This is a genomic window from Duganella sp. GW822-FHT06D06 (genome assembly GCF_058799615.1).
In genome coordinates this window covers 125,762-140,093 of record NZ_JBXALQ010000011.1, presented here as the reverse complement: position 1 = coordinate 140,093, position 14,332 = coordinate 125,762, and the positions used below count along the sequence as shown (strand labels likewise).

Here is a 14,332-nt window from a genome sequence, read left to right as displayed (position 1 = left end):
TCATTGCCGGGCCGGTTCCCGCTGCGGCGGATAGCCCACCGTCTGCGCCGCCACCACATGCTGGTGCGGCGCCAGGCCCATCACGGACGCCAGCGCCGCGCGGTCGACCCAGCCGCGCACCACGGTGGCCAGGCCCTCGGCGGCGCAGAACAGGTAGACGTTCTGGCTGATGAAGCCGGTATCCAGCGCGGCGTAGAATTTCTGCTCTTCTTCCGGGCGCGTGCTGTCGTCCTTGAGGCTGGCCACATAAATCAGGTTGATGGGCGCGCCGGCGACGAAGTCCTGGCCGCCGGTGGCGGCGCGGACGTCCTCGGCCAGGACCGGCAGCAAGGCCAGCTGCAGCGCATCGAAGCGGTACAAGCCGGCGCGCATGGCCACGTAGATGTCGATCTCCTGGCCGTTGTTGGCCGACGGCGCGGTGCGCAAGCCCAGGTCCGGCCGGTTGATGCCGAACGCCGCCCACAACAGGCGCGACAGCGCGTACAGCGGCAGTTCGTCGGCGCCGAACGCGCGGCTGGACTGGCGCCGCAGCAGCACCTTGAACAGGGCCATGCTCAACGGTGAAAATTCGGCGTCCAGCGCCAGCGCCTCGGGGGCGATCAATTGCAGCACCGGCAGGCCGCCGTGCCCGGCGGCGCTCATTGCGGGTCCCAATAAAAATACAGCTCGCGCGCGCCGTTCGGCTTGATCACCACCGTCTGCTGCAGTTCCGTGCCATGCATCGTCGCCACGACCCGATAGCTGCCCGGGTCCAGTTTCAGATAGCACCAGGGGCCGTCCGAGGTCGCGGTCGCCACCGCTGTGCCGGTCCGGTCGAAGACGGTCAGCGCGACGTCGGCCAGATACTCGCCGCTGATCCTGGTGGCAAACGTCATGCGCAGATTGTAGTCGGCGCGGGCCGCCAGCATGGCCTGCCGCTCGTCCTCGCCGACGCCGCCGCTCAGGTAGTCCAGGCCTTGCGGCGTGCGCTGGGCCAGGTCGCCCGCCATCGCGCCGGCCTGGCAGCCCAGGGCCAATATCAGTAGCCAACTTCTCGCGTTGTTCATGGTAATTCCTCCTTATCATGCAACAACAATAGTGCTCCCGGCCCATAAAAGCACTAGCGGCTTCTGACCCAAATCAAAAAAACCAACAATTGTTCGGGGCCAGGTATTTAATCTGAATCAAGGATTTTTGCCGTGCCGCTGGCCATAGTGCTGCTGCCCGGCAGTCGGACCCGGCGGGTGCCGGCTCATGCGACCATGCCGGTACTGGCGTTCCGCCGACCCGGCCGCCCCGGCGGCAGCAACTACCAGCCCAGCTGGCGGCGGATTTCTTCCGGCGGGGGCGAACGCCGTCGCCCGCTGCGTGCCGGACTGACGATCAGCCCGGCTTGCCGTCCACGCGGCGGTTGGCCAGGTAAGGCGCATACACGCGGACGTACAGGCAGAACGCGCCGGTCCAGCACAGCGCGCTGACCGCCAGCAAGCCCGGGCCGTAGTCCCAGCCCAGCGCCGACAGCACGCGGCTCAGGGCGCTCAACTGGATCAGGCCGAACATCGCCGTCTCCATCTTGCCCGCGCGCAACGGCCGACCGGTGTGGCCCAGCGTGGTGCGCGTCATCATGCCCAGGATCAGGCCCGCCATCGAGCCCACCGTCAGCGCGTGGAAGCCGGCGCTGGCGCTGACCAGTTGCCAGCGCGACAGCACCAGCAACAGCAGGCCGGCGGCGATCCACGCATACGACAGGTGCATGATCCACAGCAGCGGATAGCTGCCGGTGCGCAGCGCCTGCCAGCGCCACAGGCGCAGCAGCACCAGCGCCGCCGCCGCCACGCCCAGCGGCGTGATCAGCCAGGCCGGCACCAGCGCCACCCAGGCCAGCGCGAAGCCGGCGATCAGGCCCAGCGACCAGCGGTCGAGCCTGGGCTGGACCAGCGGCGTGCTGCCCGGCGCGCCGTTGCGGGTGAACATCGGAATGATGCGGGTGCCGATGGCCGATTCCATCAGCACGATCACCAGGATCGCCGCCTGCGCCGGCGCGATCGGCGTGGCCGTCAACCAGCCCAGCGCGATGGCGTGGAACACGCCGTTGGCCACCGCCATCAGCGCCAGCAGGCCCACCAGGAAGTAGTTGCGCCGGTTGCCGGACTTGCTCAGCACCTGCCACAACGGCCAGGCCGCGGCCGGCAGGAACAGCCAGTCGATCGCGGCGCCCGCCAGCGGCGGCGCCGCCAGCATCGCCAGCCGGCCCATCAGCCACAGGGCCACCAGCGCCGCCAGCTTGCCGCGCACCGGCGTCCAGGTACCGGTCCAGGCGAACGCGGCGGTGTAGAGGAAGCCGACCACCACCGCCGCCGCCATGCCGAACACCATCTCGTGCATATGCCAGTTGAAGCCCACGTGCAGCCAGGAGGCGACATCCGCGCTCCACCAGCCCAGGTAACGCGCCATCCACAGCGGTATCGCCAGCGCGGCAAACACCGCCGCCACCAGATAGAAAGGCCGGAAGCCCAAGGCCCACAAGGGGTGGCCGCTGTCCCACGCGGACTTCGTGCCGGCGGGTTCTTCAATGTGAAGCAAGCTCATGATCTACATCCTGTAAGAGTACGCACCATTGTCGGCGCGGCATGGCGCGGCGTGAAGCCTGGCGCCCGTTTCGCATAACCTGGATCAAGAAAATCCAAATCGCCTTGGCCCATCGCGGCGCTTTGGCTTAGGCTGTCGCTGTGGTCTTCATTCGGGTTCAACATCAAAAGGAATGCTATGCAAACAGAACTTCTCATCGACGGCATGGACGGCGAAGCCTGTGCCGACACCATCGCCAAGCTGCTGGCCGAGATCGACGGCGTCAGCGATGTGCGCGTCTCGTTGCGCGACCGCGTGGCGCGCGCGCGCATCGACGAAACGCGCGTCTCGCCGCACCGGCTGATGCGCACGCTGTCGCTGGCCGGCTATCCCGCCAGCGCGCAGCCGGTCGAGGCGCCGGCCGCCAAGGCCGGCGGCTGCTGCGGCGGTTGCTGCGGCGGCTGACCTGGGCGGCGCGTCAGGCGCCGTTGTGCATGCGGTGTTCGACCGCGTACACGGCCGCCTGCACCCGGCTGCTCAGCTTGAGCTTTTTCAACACGTTCTGCACATGGATCTTGACCGTGCTCTCGGCCAGATCCAGCGTGCGCGCGATGCCCTTGTTGCTTTCGCCGCGGGCCAGGCAATCGAGGATCTCCCGTTCGCGCGGGGTCAGCTTGTCCAGTTCCGAGGCCACCGCCGGCACCGCGCCGGACTGCAACTGCGCCACCAGCTTGGCCGTCATCGACTCGGCCAGCACGGTCTCGCCGGCCGCCGCGCGGCGGATCGCCCGCACCAGGAATTCGGTGTCGATATTCTTCAGCAGATAGCCGCTGGCGCCCGCCTTCAGCGCCACGCTCAAGTCTTCCGCGTCTTCCGACACGGTCAGCATCACCACCGCGCTGTCCGGGCAATCCTGGCGCAGCAGTTCCAACGTCTCCAGGCCCGACATGCCCGGCATGTTCAGGTCCAGCAAGACCACCTGCGGCCTAAGCTGCTGCGCCCGCTTGACGCCCTCGAAACCATCGGCCGCCTCGCCCACCACGACGAATTCCGGGTGGCGCTGCAGCAGCGAGCGTATGCCGCTGCGAAACAGCGTGTGGTCGTCCACCAGCAGCACGCTGATCGTATTTGCTTGCTTGTCCATCTACTCCAGCCTTTCTTGATAGGGTTAAGCCGCGCGGCGCTGCTCGCGCGGCAGGCGCAGCAGCACTTCGGTGCCGGCGCCCGGCGCCGACCGCAGTTGCAGCTGCGCGGCGATGCGCTGGGCGCGCTCGCGCATGATGTTGACGCCGACATGGGCCTCGCCCTGGGTCTCCAGCGCGGCCGGATCGAAGCCGTGGCCGTCGTCCTTGACGCTGAGCGTGAAGTCCTGGTCGTCCGTCAGCCGCACCCAGACTTGGCTGGCCGACGCGTGCTTGCGCACGTTCGACAGCGCCTCCTGCACGATGAACAGCAATTGCAGCTGGTGCTCGCGCGGGAATGGCGCGCCGTCGGAATCGGCGCTGAAATCGACCGCGATGCCGCTCTGGCGGCGGAACTTGTCGACCACCGTTTCCAGCGACGTCACCAGGTTGCCCTCCTGCAGCCGGGTGCGGAAGTTGTGCAGCAATTCGCGCACATCCTGGTAGCTTTCCTCGACGCCGGCGCGCAGGGCCGGCACGATGCTCTCGACCTCGTCCATGCGCTGCCGCTGCAGCGACTGCTCCAGCATCTGCACCTGCAGGTTCAGGAAGTTCAGGCCCTGGGCGATGCTGTCGTGCAGGCCCTGCGCCACCAGGTTGCGCTCTTCCGAAATGGCCAGCTCGCGGTCGCGGCCCTGCAGGCGCTGGTTCTCGATCGCCGTGCCGAGCAATTGGCCCAAGGTTTCCAGCAGCGCCGTCTGGGCCGCGGTGAAGGTGGTGGCCGCGCGGAAGTGCAGGTTGAAAAAGCCCATGTGCTGGCGCTGCGCGAAAATGTGGAAGATCGAGATCGTCGCGAAGCCTTCGCGGTGGCATTGCAGCGTATGGCCGCCGTCGCGGCGCCGCAGGTCGTGGATCACCGCCAGTTTGCTGACCACTGCCTCGCCGCACAGGCACTCGCCCACTTTCAGGCAACGTTCGGTCTCGACCAGTGCTGCCGATATCCCCTGGTGCACCAGCATGTGCAGGTTGCCGCGCAGCGGATCCAGGATGCGCACCGAGCCGCCGTCGGCGTGGAAATACTCGCTGATGCGCTGCAGGAAACCCTGGCACAAGGGCTCGGCGGTCTGCGGCTGCTGCAGGAAGGAGGCGATGTCGTACAGCAGCGCCAGTTCGCGGTTCTGCGACTCCAGCTCGCCGGTCTTGAGTTGCACCCGCTGTTCCAGGTTGCTGTAGGAATCCTGCAGCTTGTCGGCCATCTGGTTGAAGCCGTTCGCCAGCCGGCCGAATTCGTCATTGCTGTCGACCTCCAGCCGCACGCTGAAATCCTGCTCGCGCATGCGCTCGATGCCGCCCTGCAGCCGCGTCACCGGCGCCACGATCATGTCGAACAGCAGGTAGATGATGCTGACCGTGCCCAACAGGGCCAGCGCCAGCAGGGTCAGTTGCGAGGCGCGCAGCCAGAAGGTGCGGCTTTCGCTGTCGCGCTCGATGCGGTGCACCAGCTGGTCGACGCGCTGCACGAACTGCTCGCTGCGTTGCTGGATCAGTTTGATTTGCGCGCCATCGCGCGCGCCGGCCACCAGCAGGCCGCGCACCGGCGGGGCCAGTTCAGCCTGCCATTGCTGCATCACCTCGGCGTAGGCGCCGTGGATGGCCGTGGTCGGCGGCAGGAACAGCGGCCGCTGCGGATCGCCGCGCCGCAACAGCTCCAGCGTGCGCTCCATGCGGCGCAGTTGCTCGCCGACCAGCTGGGCGCCGTCGGCGCCGCCATCGATTTTCGTGGCCAGCAGCGCCAGCCGATAGCTGTCCATGCGCAGGCTGCCGGCGACGTTGATGGCGGCGGCGCTGCCCTCCAGCTGCCAGGACAGCAGCAGCGTCGAGCCGATCACGATCAGCGCGACGGCGAGAAAACTCAATAGCAAACCGACTATGCGGGTCGACAACTTTTGCCAGCCGGCGAATAGTCCGGGCTTCAACATGGCGACTCCTGGTATTGGTGGCAACGGTTGAGTATACACGCCTGGCGTGTCCACCTAGCCGCCCGTTTGCGACATGAAGCGCACGATCTTGGTCGGTTCGCGCCCGAAGTCATGCTGCTGGGGCTTGAGTTCGATGGCTTCCCGGATCGCCTGCTCCAGTTCGGCGTCGCTGGCGCCGCCGCGCAGCAGCGGCGCCAGCGGATACTGCTGCTCCTGGCCCAGGCACAGGTACAGGGTGCCGTCCACCGCCAGCCGCACCCGGTTGCAGGTGGCGCAGAAATGCTGCGACAGCGGCGTGATATAGCCGATGCTGGCGCTGCCGTCGGCGGTGGACCAGTAGCGCGCCGGCCCGCCGCCCAGCTCCAGCGCCTGCGGCACCAGCTGGAATTTCTCGGCCAGCCGCTGTTGCACCGGCGCCAGGTTCAGATACGCGGTGTTGCGGCCGGTCTCGCCCATGGGCATGACTTCGATCAGGCGCAGCACGAAATGTTGTTCGATACAGAAGGCCGCCATGGTTTCGATCTCGGCGTCGTTGACGCCGCGCATGGCCACCATATTGATCTTGATCGGCGCCAGGCCGGCCGCCTTGGCCGCCTGCAGGCCGTCCAGCACCGCCGGCAGGCAGTCGCGGCCGGTGATGCCGGCCATGCAGTCGCGGTCCAGCGTATCGAGGCTGACGTTGACGCGGGTGATGCCGGAGGCGGCCAGCGCCTCGGCGTGGCGCGCCAGCCGGGTGCCGTTGGTCGACAGCGACAGGTCGCGCACGCCTTCCAGGCTGGACAGGCGGGTCGCCAGCTGCGGCAGGTTGCGGCGGGTCAGCGGCTCGCCGCCGGTCAGGCGCACGCGGGTGGTGCCCAGGCGGGCGAAGGCCGCCACCACCCGTTCGATCTCGTCAAAAGTGAGCCAGTCGGGCGGGTCTTCATAGCCCTTGAAATCCTTGGGCATGCAGTAGGTACAGCGCAGATCGCAGCGATCCGTGACCGACACCCGCAGATAGTCGATCGATCGACCAAAACGGTCGCTTAACATCGCCGCTCTCCTGTCATGATGGTTGTGGCTTCATTGTAGCGGCCGGGCAGCGTCCTGCCACTGCGCATGACGGCCTAAGCGATATAGGTCGAAATGACTAGCCCCCGTCATTCCGCATCGGCGGACCGCCGCGCACGCGGGAATGACGGGGTCGGCGCTATTGCACCAGCGGCGACTGCGCGCCGTCCAGCTCCACCCCGGCGATGTCGGCGCGGCCGACCAGGATGTGCAGGTACTGGTGCAAGGCGCGCTGCCAGGACTGGCGGCGCAGCTCGTCGGCGATCTGCGCCTGCACCGCCGCGAACGGCACCACGGCGCCGTTGACGCGCCGCCGGGCTTGCACGATGTGCAGGCCGAAGCGGGTTTCCAGCAGCCGCCCCGCCAGCTCGCCCGCTTGCAGGCGGAACAGCAGCTCGTCGAACTCCGGCACGCATTGGCCGCGCGCCACCTGCCCCAGGCTGCCGCCGACCGCGCCCGACGGGCAGTTCGAATACTGGCGCGCCAGCTCCTCGAAACGCTCCGGCCGCGCCTGCAGCTCGGCCAGGATCAGCTCGGCCGTCTGGCGCAGCAGCTCCAGCGGCGCCGCCGGCGTCACCTGGAACAGGATGTGGCGCGCCTCGACCAGGTCGCCGCTGCGGAAGCGTTGCTGCTGGCTCTGGTAATAGCGCCGGCAGCTGGCCTCGTCCGTGTCCGGCACCGTGACTTCCTGCGCGAACAGCGCTTCGATGCGCTGGTCGTCGTCGGCGCCGGCAATGCCCAAGCGCTCCGCTTCCTGCAGCAGCACCGTGCGCAGCACCACCTCGTGCACCGCCTGGCGCAGCGGGTTGGCCGCCTGCGCCTGGTGCGGCAATTCCGCCGCGATGGCGCTGTCGTCGATGTCGACGCCGTTGACTGCGATACCCATGATGCTCTCCTTAGCGCGAACGCACCAGTTGATAAGCGCGGCACAGGTAGGTGACGGCGCCGAAGCCGCTCCATACATGCACCAGGCGGGTGAACGGGAAGATCGCGAACAGCGACATGCCCATGAACAGGTGCAGCTTGAACACCAGCGGCGCGTCGACGATGAAGCCGGCGGCGTCGCCGCGCAGGGTGACCACGTGCTGCGCCCAGTTCATCAAGAGCACCATCATGTGGCCGTCCATGTGCGAGGCCGAGGCGAAGATCGAGGTCAGGCCCAGCAGCAAGGTGGCCAGCAGCCACACCAGCACCAGCTTGTCGCGGAAGGTGCTGCGGGCGCGCACCCGCTCGTTGCCCAGGCGGCGCGCCAGCAGCATCAGCAGGCCGACCAGGCACAGCGAGCCCATCACGCCGCCGGCCACCATCGCCACCAGTTGCTTGGCGCCGTGGCTCACGCCCAGCGTGTCCCACACCCACACCGGGGTCAGCAGGCCGGCCATGTGGCCGAAGAACAGGCCCAGCACGCCGATGTGGAACAGCGGGCTGCCGAGACGCAGCATGCCGTTGTGCAGCGTCTGGCTCGATTCCGACTTCCAGCTGTATTGCTCGCGGTCGAAGCGGATCAGGCTGCCCACCAGGAAAATCGCCAGCGCGATGTAGGGATAGATGCCGAACAAAAATTGATGTAGATAGTTCATGTGATACTCCTCAATGACGCTGCGGCGCCGCCGCCTTGGGATAGAAATTCACCGGATGGACGCCGCCCATGGCCGGCGCCAGCAGCGGTTCGATGCCGTCGGCGCCGGGGCCGAAGGTTTCCAGCGCCTCGTCCATGTCGCGCACCGGCGGTTCGCTCAGTTCCTCGGCCGGCACCGGCGTCAGCGTCTGCAGCAGGTCGAACACGCAGGCATACGGGCTGCCGTTGGCGCGCAGCTTGCGGCCGACGAAGGCCAGCACGTGGATGGCGTCGCCCAGCATGCGCTCGGCCTCGTCCGCTTCCAGCTGCGACAGGAACTCCAGGAACAGCGGCACGTAGTCCGGCAGGTCGTTGCCGACCATTTGCAGGCCGTGCTTGCTGTACTCGGCCAGCAGGTCGACCATGGCCTGGCCGCGGTCGCGCGATTCGCCGTGGATGTGCTCGAACAAGTGCAGCGAATGCGAGGGGTTGCGGTCGAACGTCATCACATACTGCTGCTGCAGGTCGATCAGCGCGCCGCGGCGCAGATGTCCCAGCAGCTCGGCCAGCGCGCCATGCCAGCGCGGCAGCGTGTTCTGCAGGGTGCGCTCCAGCTGCGGCAGTTCGGCCAGCAGCTCGGGCTCGGGGTATTGCAACAGGGCCGACAGCATGCAGTAGCCGTGGCCGGTGGTATCGAGCTCAGACATCGAGGTTCTCCTTTTTCTTGCGCGATTTCGGCATCGACATGAAGATCTCCGAGCCGTGCTTGCGTTTGCCGAACAGGCTGGTGTCGCTGACGCCGTCCGAGCAACCGTTGCCGAAGCTGAAGCCGCAACTACCCTTCTCGTTGAAGCTGTCCTCGGCCATTTCCTTGTGGCTGCTCGGGATCACGAAGCGGTCCTCGTAGTTGGCGATGGCCATGATGTGATACATGTCCTCCACCATCTCCGGCTCCAGCCCGACCTGTTTCAGCACGTCGTAGTCCGGCGTGCCGGCCACGTGCTTGCTGCGCATGTAGGCGCGCATGGCCAGCATGCGGTCCAGCGCGCGTATCACCGGCTGCTGGTCGCCCGCCGTCAGCAGGTTGGCCAGGTATTGCACCGGAATGCGCAGGCTGGCGGTGTCCGGCAGGATGCCGTTCTTGCCCATGCGGCCAGATTCGGCGGCGGCCTGGATCGGCGACAGCGGCGGGATGTACCACACCATCGGCAAGGTGCGGTACTCGGGATGCAGCGGGAACGCCACCTTCCAGTCGACCGCCATCTTGTACACCGGCGAACGCTTGGCCGATTCCAGCCACGAATCCGGGATGCCCTGGCGCCGCGCTTCCTCGATGATGGCCGGGTCGTGCGGATCGAGGAACAGCCCCAGCTGCGACGGATACAGGTCGCGCGGATCGGCCACCGAGGCCGCCTGCTCGATCTTGTCGGCGTCGTACAGCAGCACGCCGAGGTAGCGGATGCGGCCGACGCAGGTTTCCGAGCACACGGTGGGCTGGCCCGCCTCGATGCGCGGGTAGCAGAAGGTGCACTTCTCGGCCTTGCCGGACGACCAGTTGTAGTAGATCTTCTTGTACGGGCAGCCGGAGATGCACATGCGCCAGCCGCGGCACTTGTCCTGGTCGATCAGCACGATGCCGTCGTCCTCGCGCTTGTACACCGAGCCCGACGGGCAGGAGGCGACGCAGGTCGGATTCAGGCAATGCTCGCACAGGCGCGGCAAATACATCATGAAGGTGTTCTCGAAGGTGCCGTACATTTCCTTCTGCATGTTGTTGAACAGCGTGTCCTGGCTGCGCTGGGCGAATTCGCCGCCCAGGTCGTCCTCCCAGTTCGGACCCCACTCGATCTTCTCCATCTTCTTGCCGGTCAGCACAGAGATCGGGCGCGCGGTCGGCGGCGTCTCCGACAGCGGCGCGTTCTGCAGCCGCTCGTAGTCGAAGGTGAACGGCTCGTAGTACTCGTCGATCTGCGGCAGGTTGGGATTGGCGAAAATCTGCGCCAGGATCTTCAGCCGGCTGCCCTGGCGCGGCTCGATCTTGCCGGCGTCGGTGCGGCGCCAGCCGCCGTTCCACTTGTCCTGGTTTTCCCAGTGCTTGGGATAGCCGATGCCGGGCTTGGTCTCGACGTTGTTGAACCAGGCGTACTCGACACCGTCGCGGCTGGTCCACACGTTCTTGCAGGTGACCGAGCAGGTGTGGCAGCCGATGCATTTGTCCAGGTTCAGCACCATGCCGATTTGTGCGCGAATTTTCATGCCATGCTCCCAGTTGTTTCCTTCAACGGGCCTTCCAGCCAGTCGACCTTGTTCATCTTGCGCACCAATACGAATTCATCGCGGTTGGAGCCGACCGTGCCGTAGTAGTTGAAGCCCCACGACAGCTGCGCGTAGCCGCCTATCATGTGGGTCGGCTTGGTGACGGCGCGCGTCACCGAGTTGTGGATGCCGCCACGCTTGCCGGACATCTCGGCGCCGGGCACGTTGATGATCTTTTCCTGGGCGTGGTACATCAGGGTCATCCCTTCCGGCACCCGCTGGCTGACGATGGCGCGCGCGGTCAGCGTGCCGTTGACGTTGAACACCTCGATCCAGTCGTTGTCGACGATGCCGGCCGCCTTGGCGTCGGTCTCCGACAGCCACACGTGCGGACCGCCACGCGACAAGGTCAGCATGCGCAGGTTGTCCGAATAGGTCGAGTGGATCCCCCACTTCTGGTGCGGCGTGATGAAGTTCAGCGCGATTTCCTTGTTGCCGTTCGGCTGGGCGCCCAGCATCGCCGCCGTGGTCTTGGTGTTGATGGCCGGCTTGTACACGCACAGGCCCTCGCCGAAATCGCGCATCCAGCGGTGATCCTGGTAGAACTGCTGGCGGCCGGTCAGCGTGCGCCAAGGGATCAGTTCGTGCACATTGGTGTAGCAGGCGTTGTAGCTGACCTCTTCCGATTCCAGGCCCGACCAGGTCGGCGAGGAAATGATCTTGCGCGGCTGCGCCTGCACGTCGCGGAAGCGGATGCTGTCGTGCTCGCGCGGCAGCGCCAGGTGGGTATGGTCGCGGCCGGTGATCACCGACAGCGCCTCCCAAGCCTTGACCGCCACGTGGCCGTTGGTTTCCGGCGCCAGCGACAGGATCATCTCGGCCGCGTCGATGGCGGTGTCCAGCCGCGGCTGGCCGTGGGCGATGCCGGGCGCGGTCACCGTGCGGTTGATGCCGCGCAGTACCTCGACCTCGTGGCCGGTCTTCCAGCCTATGCCCTTGCCGCCGTTGCCCAGTTTTTCCAGCAACGGGCCGATCGAGCTGAACTTCTGGTAGATCTGGGTGTAGTCGCGCTCGACCACGGTGAAGTTCGGCATGGTCTTGCCCGGGATCGGCTCGCACTCGCCGGCGCGCCAGTCTTTCGGGTCGAACGGCTGGCCCAGTTCGCCGGGGGTGTCGTGCATCAGCGGGGTCAGCACCAGATCCTGCTGGGTGCCCAGGTAGGCGCCGCCGATTTCCTCGAATTTCTTGGCGATGCCCTTGTAGATCTCCCAGTCCGAACGCGATTGCCACAGCGGCTGCACCGCTTCCGACAGGGGATGGATGAAGGGGTGCATGTCGGACGTGTTCAGGTCGTCCTTCTCGTACCAGGTGGCGGTCGGCAGCACGATGTCGCCGTACAGGCAGGTGGTCGACATGCGGAAGTCCAGCACCACCAGCAGGTCCAGCTTGCCTTCGGCGGCCGGACGCACCTTGACGTCGCGCGGCTTGATGCAATCGTCCTCGTTGCTCATCAGCGCGTTCTGCGTGCCCAGCAAATACTTCAGGAAGTACTCATGGCCCTTGCCCGAGCTGCCCAGGATGTTGGAGCGCCAGACGAACATATTGCGCGGGAAGTTGGCCGGATTATCCGGATCGTCGCAGGAGAATTCCAGCTTTTTGTCCTTGATCTGGCCGAGCGCGTAGTCGACCGCGCTCATGCCGGCCGCGGCGGCGGCGCGCGTCACGTCGAGCGGATTGGTTTGCAGCTGCGGCGCCGACGGCAGCCAGCCCATGCGCTCGGCCTTGGCGTTGTAGTCCAGCAGCGTCATCGGCGCGACGTCGGGGCCGGCGGTCGGCGAGGCGATTTCCTCGGTGTGCAGTTTTTCGTGGCGCCACTGGCTGGTGTGGGCGTAGAAGAACGAGGTGCCGTTCATCTGGCGCATCGGCCGGTTCCAGTCCTGGGCGAACGCCAGCGGGGTCCAGCCGGTTTGCGGACGCAGCTTTTCCTGGCCCACGTAGTGCGCCCAGCCGCCGCCCGATTGGCCGACGCAGCCGCACATCATCAACATGTTGATGATGCCGCGATAGGTCATGTCCATGTGGTACCAGTGGTTGAGCGCGGCGCCGACGATGACCATGCTCTTGCCACGGGTCTGGTCGGCGTTCTCGGCGAACTGGCGCGCCACGGTGACCACGTCGGCGGCCTTGACGCCGGTGTGCTTGACTTGCCAGGCCGGGGTGTAGGGCACGTCGTCCTCGTAGCTGGTGGCGACGTTGCCGCCGCCCAGGCCACGGTCGATGCCGTAGTTGGCCATGGTCAGGTCGAACACGGTGGCGACCAGCGCGCTGCTGCCGTCGGCCAGCTGGATGCGCTTGACCGGCACGTTGCGCATCAACATGTCGCTGGCGTCCTTGCCGCCGAAGTAAGGGAAGCCGACCGCCGCCACCTCGTCGCTCGAACCGATCAGCGACAGTTGCGGATCGACCGGGGCGTTGTTGCCGCCCTCCTTCATTTCCAGGTTCCACTTGCCGGCCTCGCCCCAGCGGAAGCCGATCGAACCGGCCGGCGCGACGATGCGGCCGCTGGTTTCGTCGATGACCAGGGTTTTCCAGTCGGGATTGTTGGTTTCGTCGAGGCTGTTGTCCAGCTGCGAGGCGCGCAGGAAGTATTCCGGCGCCAGCGTGCCGTTCTGCTCTTTCAGCAGCACCAGCATCGGGAAGTCGGTGTACTGCTTGGCGTATTCCTTGAAGTACTTGGACTGGTGCTGGGCGTGGTATTCCTTGAGGATCACGTGGCCCATGGCCATCGCCAGCGCGGCGTCGGTGCCCTGCTTGGGCGCCAGCCAGATGTCGCCGAATTTGGCCATCTCGCCGAAGTCGGACGACACCGCCACCGTCTTGGTGCCCTTGTAGCGCACCTCGGTGTAGAAGTGGGCGTCCGGGGTGCGCGTCATCGGCACGTTCGAGCCCCACACCATCAGGTAGGTCGAGTTGTACCAGTCGGCCGATTCCGGCACGTCGGTCTGCTCGCCCCACACCTGCGGGCTGGCCGGCGGCAAGTCGCAGTACCAGTCGTAGAAGCTCAGCGCCACGCCGCCGATCAGCGACAGGTAGCGCGTGCCGGCGGCGTAGCTGACCATCGACATGGCGGGGATCGGCGAAAAGCCGACGATGCGGTCCGGGCCGTATTTCTTGATCGTCAGCGCGTTGGCGGCGGCGATCATCTCGTTGCTCTCGTCCCAGGTGGCGCGCACGAAGCCGCCCAGGCCGCGCACCGACTTGTACCGCGCGGCGCGTTCCGGATTCTGGCTGATGTAGTCCCAGGCCGTGACCGGGTCCATGGTCTTGCGCGCCTCGCGCCACATTTCCATCAGGCGGCCGCGCACCATCGGGTACTTGACGCGCTGCGCCGAATACACGTACCAGGAATAGCTGGCGCCGCGCGGACAGCCGCGCGGCTCGTGGTTGGGCAGGTCGGGACGGGTGCGCGGATAATCGGTCTGCTGGGTTTCCCAGGTAATCAGCCCGTTCTTCACATACACCTTCCAGCTGCAGGAGCCGGTGCAGTTGACGCCGTGCGTGGAGCGCACGATCTTGTCGTGCTGCCAGCGTTGGCGATAGGCGTTTTCCCAGGTGCGGTCCTCGTGCACGACGGCGCCATGGCCGTCGGAAAAGGTCGATACCGTTTTATTGAAGAACTTCAGGCGATCCAGAAAGTGACTCATGCTGCCTCCTAACTTGCACCCGGCGCTTGCCGGGCATGCGGTCGCATGCAACATGCATGGACTCGACGATGATTGCAGTCTAAGCAGCGCAGAGCCTGGTGGGAATCGGCAAGATGGTGG

12 protein-coding genes are annotated in these 14,332 nt (G+C 66.4%); 1 reads left to right on the top strand and 11 read right to left on the bottom strand.

Annotation, left to right across the window (positions count from 1 at the left end):
* The 3 genes from AC1RMD_RS20350 to AC1RMD_RS20340 all read right to left on the bottom strand — a co-directional run bounded on the left by AC1RMD_RS20350 (position 1) and on the right by AC1RMD_RS20340 (position 2,568).
* On the bottom strand, positions 1 to 642 hold the full coding sequence (locus AC1RMD_RS20350) for a SagB/ThcOx family dehydrogenase (RefSeq protein ID WP_492928780.1): 642 nt from the start codon (positions 640 to 642) through the stop codon (positions 1 to 3).
* Positions 639 to 1,046: a carboxypeptidase regulatory-like domain-containing protein gene (locus AC1RMD_RS20345; RefSeq protein ID WP_492928778.1), complete on the bottom strand. Its 408-nt coding sequence runs from the start codon at positions 1,044 to 1,046 to the stop codon at positions 639 to 641. Before AC1RMD_RS20345 ends, AC1RMD_RS20350 begins: the two co-directional genes overlap by 4 nt.
* Positions 1,047 to 1,362: 316 nt before the next feature.
* Positions 1,363 to 2,568: an NnrS family protein gene (locus AC1RMD_RS20340; protein WP_492928777.1), complete on the bottom strand. Its 1,206-nt coding sequence runs from the start codon at positions 2,566 to 2,568 to the stop codon at positions 1,363 to 1,365.
* Between the two features lie 177 nt (positions 2,569 to 2,745).
* On the opposite strand from AC1RMD_RS20340, the gene AC1RMD_RS20335 reads away from it, so the two are divergent.
* The gene (locus AC1RMD_RS20335) at positions 2,746 to 3,012 is read left to right on the top strand and encodes a heavy-metal-associated domain-containing protein (RefSeq protein WP_492928776.1); all 267 of its coding nucleotides are present in this window, start codon (positions 2,746 to 2,748) and stop codon (positions 3,010 to 3,012) included.
* Positions 3,013 to 3,025: 13 nt separating this feature from the next.
* On the opposite strand, the gene AC1RMD_RS20330 is transcribed toward AC1RMD_RS20335, so the two are convergent.
* The 8 genes from AC1RMD_RS20330 to AC1RMD_RS20295 all read right to left on the bottom strand — a co-directional run bounded on the left by AC1RMD_RS20330 (position 3,026) and on the right by AC1RMD_RS20295 (position 14,212).
* On the bottom strand, positions 3,026 to 3,691 hold the full coding sequence (locus AC1RMD_RS20330; protein ID WP_492928774.1) for a response regulator: 666 nt from the start codon (positions 3,689 to 3,691) through the stop codon (positions 3,026 to 3,028).
* A 24-nt stretch (positions 3,692 to 3,715) separates the two neighbouring features.
* Positions 3,716 to 5,647, bottom strand: a complete 1,932-nt coding sequence (locus AC1RMD_RS20325; protein WP_492928772.1) for a type IV pili methyl-accepting chemotaxis transducer N-terminal domain-containing protein — start codon at positions 5,645 to 5,647, stop codon at positions 3,716 to 3,718.
* A gap of 54 nt (positions 5,648 to 5,701) precedes the next feature.
* Entirely contained in the window at positions 5,702 to 6,676 is a 975-nt protein-coding gene (moaA, locus tag AC1RMD_RS20320; RefSeq protein WP_492928770.1) for a GTP 3',8-cyclase MoaA, read from the bottom strand.
* Positions 6,677 to 6,833: 157 nt separating this feature from the next.
* On the bottom strand, positions 6,834 to 7,580 hold the full coding sequence (locus tag AC1RMD_RS20315; RefSeq protein WP_492928768.1) for a peptidylprolyl isomerase: 747 nt from the start codon (positions 7,578 to 7,580) through the stop codon (positions 6,834 to 6,836).
* Positions 7,581 to 7,590: 10 nt separating this feature from the next.
* Positions 7,591 to 8,274, bottom strand: a complete 684-nt coding sequence (gene narI, locus AC1RMD_RS20310) for a respiratory nitrate reductase subunit gamma (protein WP_492928766.1) — start codon at positions 8,272 to 8,274, stop codon at positions 7,591 to 7,593.
* A 10-nt stretch (positions 8,275 to 8,284) separates the two neighbouring features.
* Positions 8,285 to 8,959 carry a nitrate reductase molybdenum cofactor assembly chaperone gene (gene narJ / locus AC1RMD_RS20305; RefSeq protein WP_492928764.1) on the bottom strand — a complete coding sequence of 225 codons (675 nt, stop codon included), beginning with the start codon at positions 8,957 to 8,959 and terminating at the stop codon, positions 8,285 to 8,287.
* The gene (gene narH, locus AC1RMD_RS20300) at positions 8,952 to 10,508 is read right to left on the bottom strand and encodes a nitrate reductase subunit beta (protein ID WP_492928762.1); all 1,557 of its coding nucleotides are present in this window, start codon (positions 10,506 to 10,508) and stop codon (positions 8,952 to 8,954) included. The genes narJ and narH overlap by 8 nt, the downstream gene beginning before the upstream one ends.
* Positions 10,505 to 14,212: a nitrate reductase subunit alpha gene (locus tag AC1RMD_RS20295; RefSeq protein WP_492928760.1), complete on the bottom strand. Its 3,708-nt coding sequence runs from the start codon at positions 14,210 to 14,212 to the stop codon at positions 10,505 to 10,507. Before AC1RMD_RS20295 ends, narH begins: the two co-directional genes overlap by 4 nt.
* Positions 14,213 to 14,332: the final 120 nt, after the last annotated feature.

What these genes read in the sequence shown, in the direction of transcription:
- AC1RMD_RS20350 (WP_492928780.1), bottom strand. Translation starts at nt 642, where the DNA reads ATGAGCGCCGCCGGGCACGGCGGCCTGCCGGTGCTGCAATTGATCGCC.
- AC1RMD_RS20345 (WP_492928778.1), bottom strand. Translation starts at nt 1,046, where the DNA reads ATGAACAACGCGAGAAGTTGGCTACTGATATTGGCCCTGGGCTGCCAG.
- AC1RMD_RS20340 (WP_492928777.1), bottom strand. Translation starts at nt 2,568, where the DNA reads ATGAGCTTGCTTCACATTGAAGAACCCGCCGGCACGAAGTCCGCGTGG.
- AC1RMD_RS20335 (WP_492928776.1), top strand. Translation starts at nt 2,746, where the DNA reads ATGCAAACAGAACTTCTCATCGACGGCATGGACGGCGAAGCCTGTGCC.
- AC1RMD_RS20330 (WP_492928774.1), bottom strand. Translation starts at nt 3,691, where the DNA reads ATGGACAAGCAAGCAAATACGATCAGCGTGCTGCTGGTGGACGACCAC.
- AC1RMD_RS20325 (WP_492928772.1), bottom strand. Translation starts at nt 5,647, where the DNA reads ATGTTGAAGCCCGGACTATTCGCCGGCTGGCAAAAGTTGTCGACCCGC.
- moaA (WP_492928770.1), bottom strand. Translation starts at nt 6,676, where the DNA reads ATGTTAAGCGACCGTTTTGGTCGATCGATCGACTATCTGCGGGTGTCG.
- AC1RMD_RS20315 (WP_492928768.1), bottom strand. Translation starts at nt 7,580, where the DNA reads ATGGGTATCGCAGTCAACGGCGTCGACATCGACGACAGCGCCATCGCG.
- narI (WP_492928766.1), bottom strand. Translation starts at nt 8,274, where the DNA reads ATGAACTATCTACATCAATTTTTGTTCGGCATCTATCCCTACATCGCG.
- narJ (WP_492928764.1), bottom strand. Translation starts at nt 8,959, where the DNA reads ATGTCTGAGCTCGATACCACCGGCCACGGCTACTGCATGCTGTCGGCC.
- narH (WP_492928762.1), bottom strand. Translation starts at nt 10,508, where the DNA reads ATGAAAATTCGCGCACAAATCGGCATGGTGCTGAACCTGGACAAATGC.
- AC1RMD_RS20295 (WP_492928760.1), bottom strand. Translation starts at nt 14,212, where the DNA reads ATGAGTCACTTTCTGGATCGCCTGAAGTTCTTCAATAAAACGGTATCG.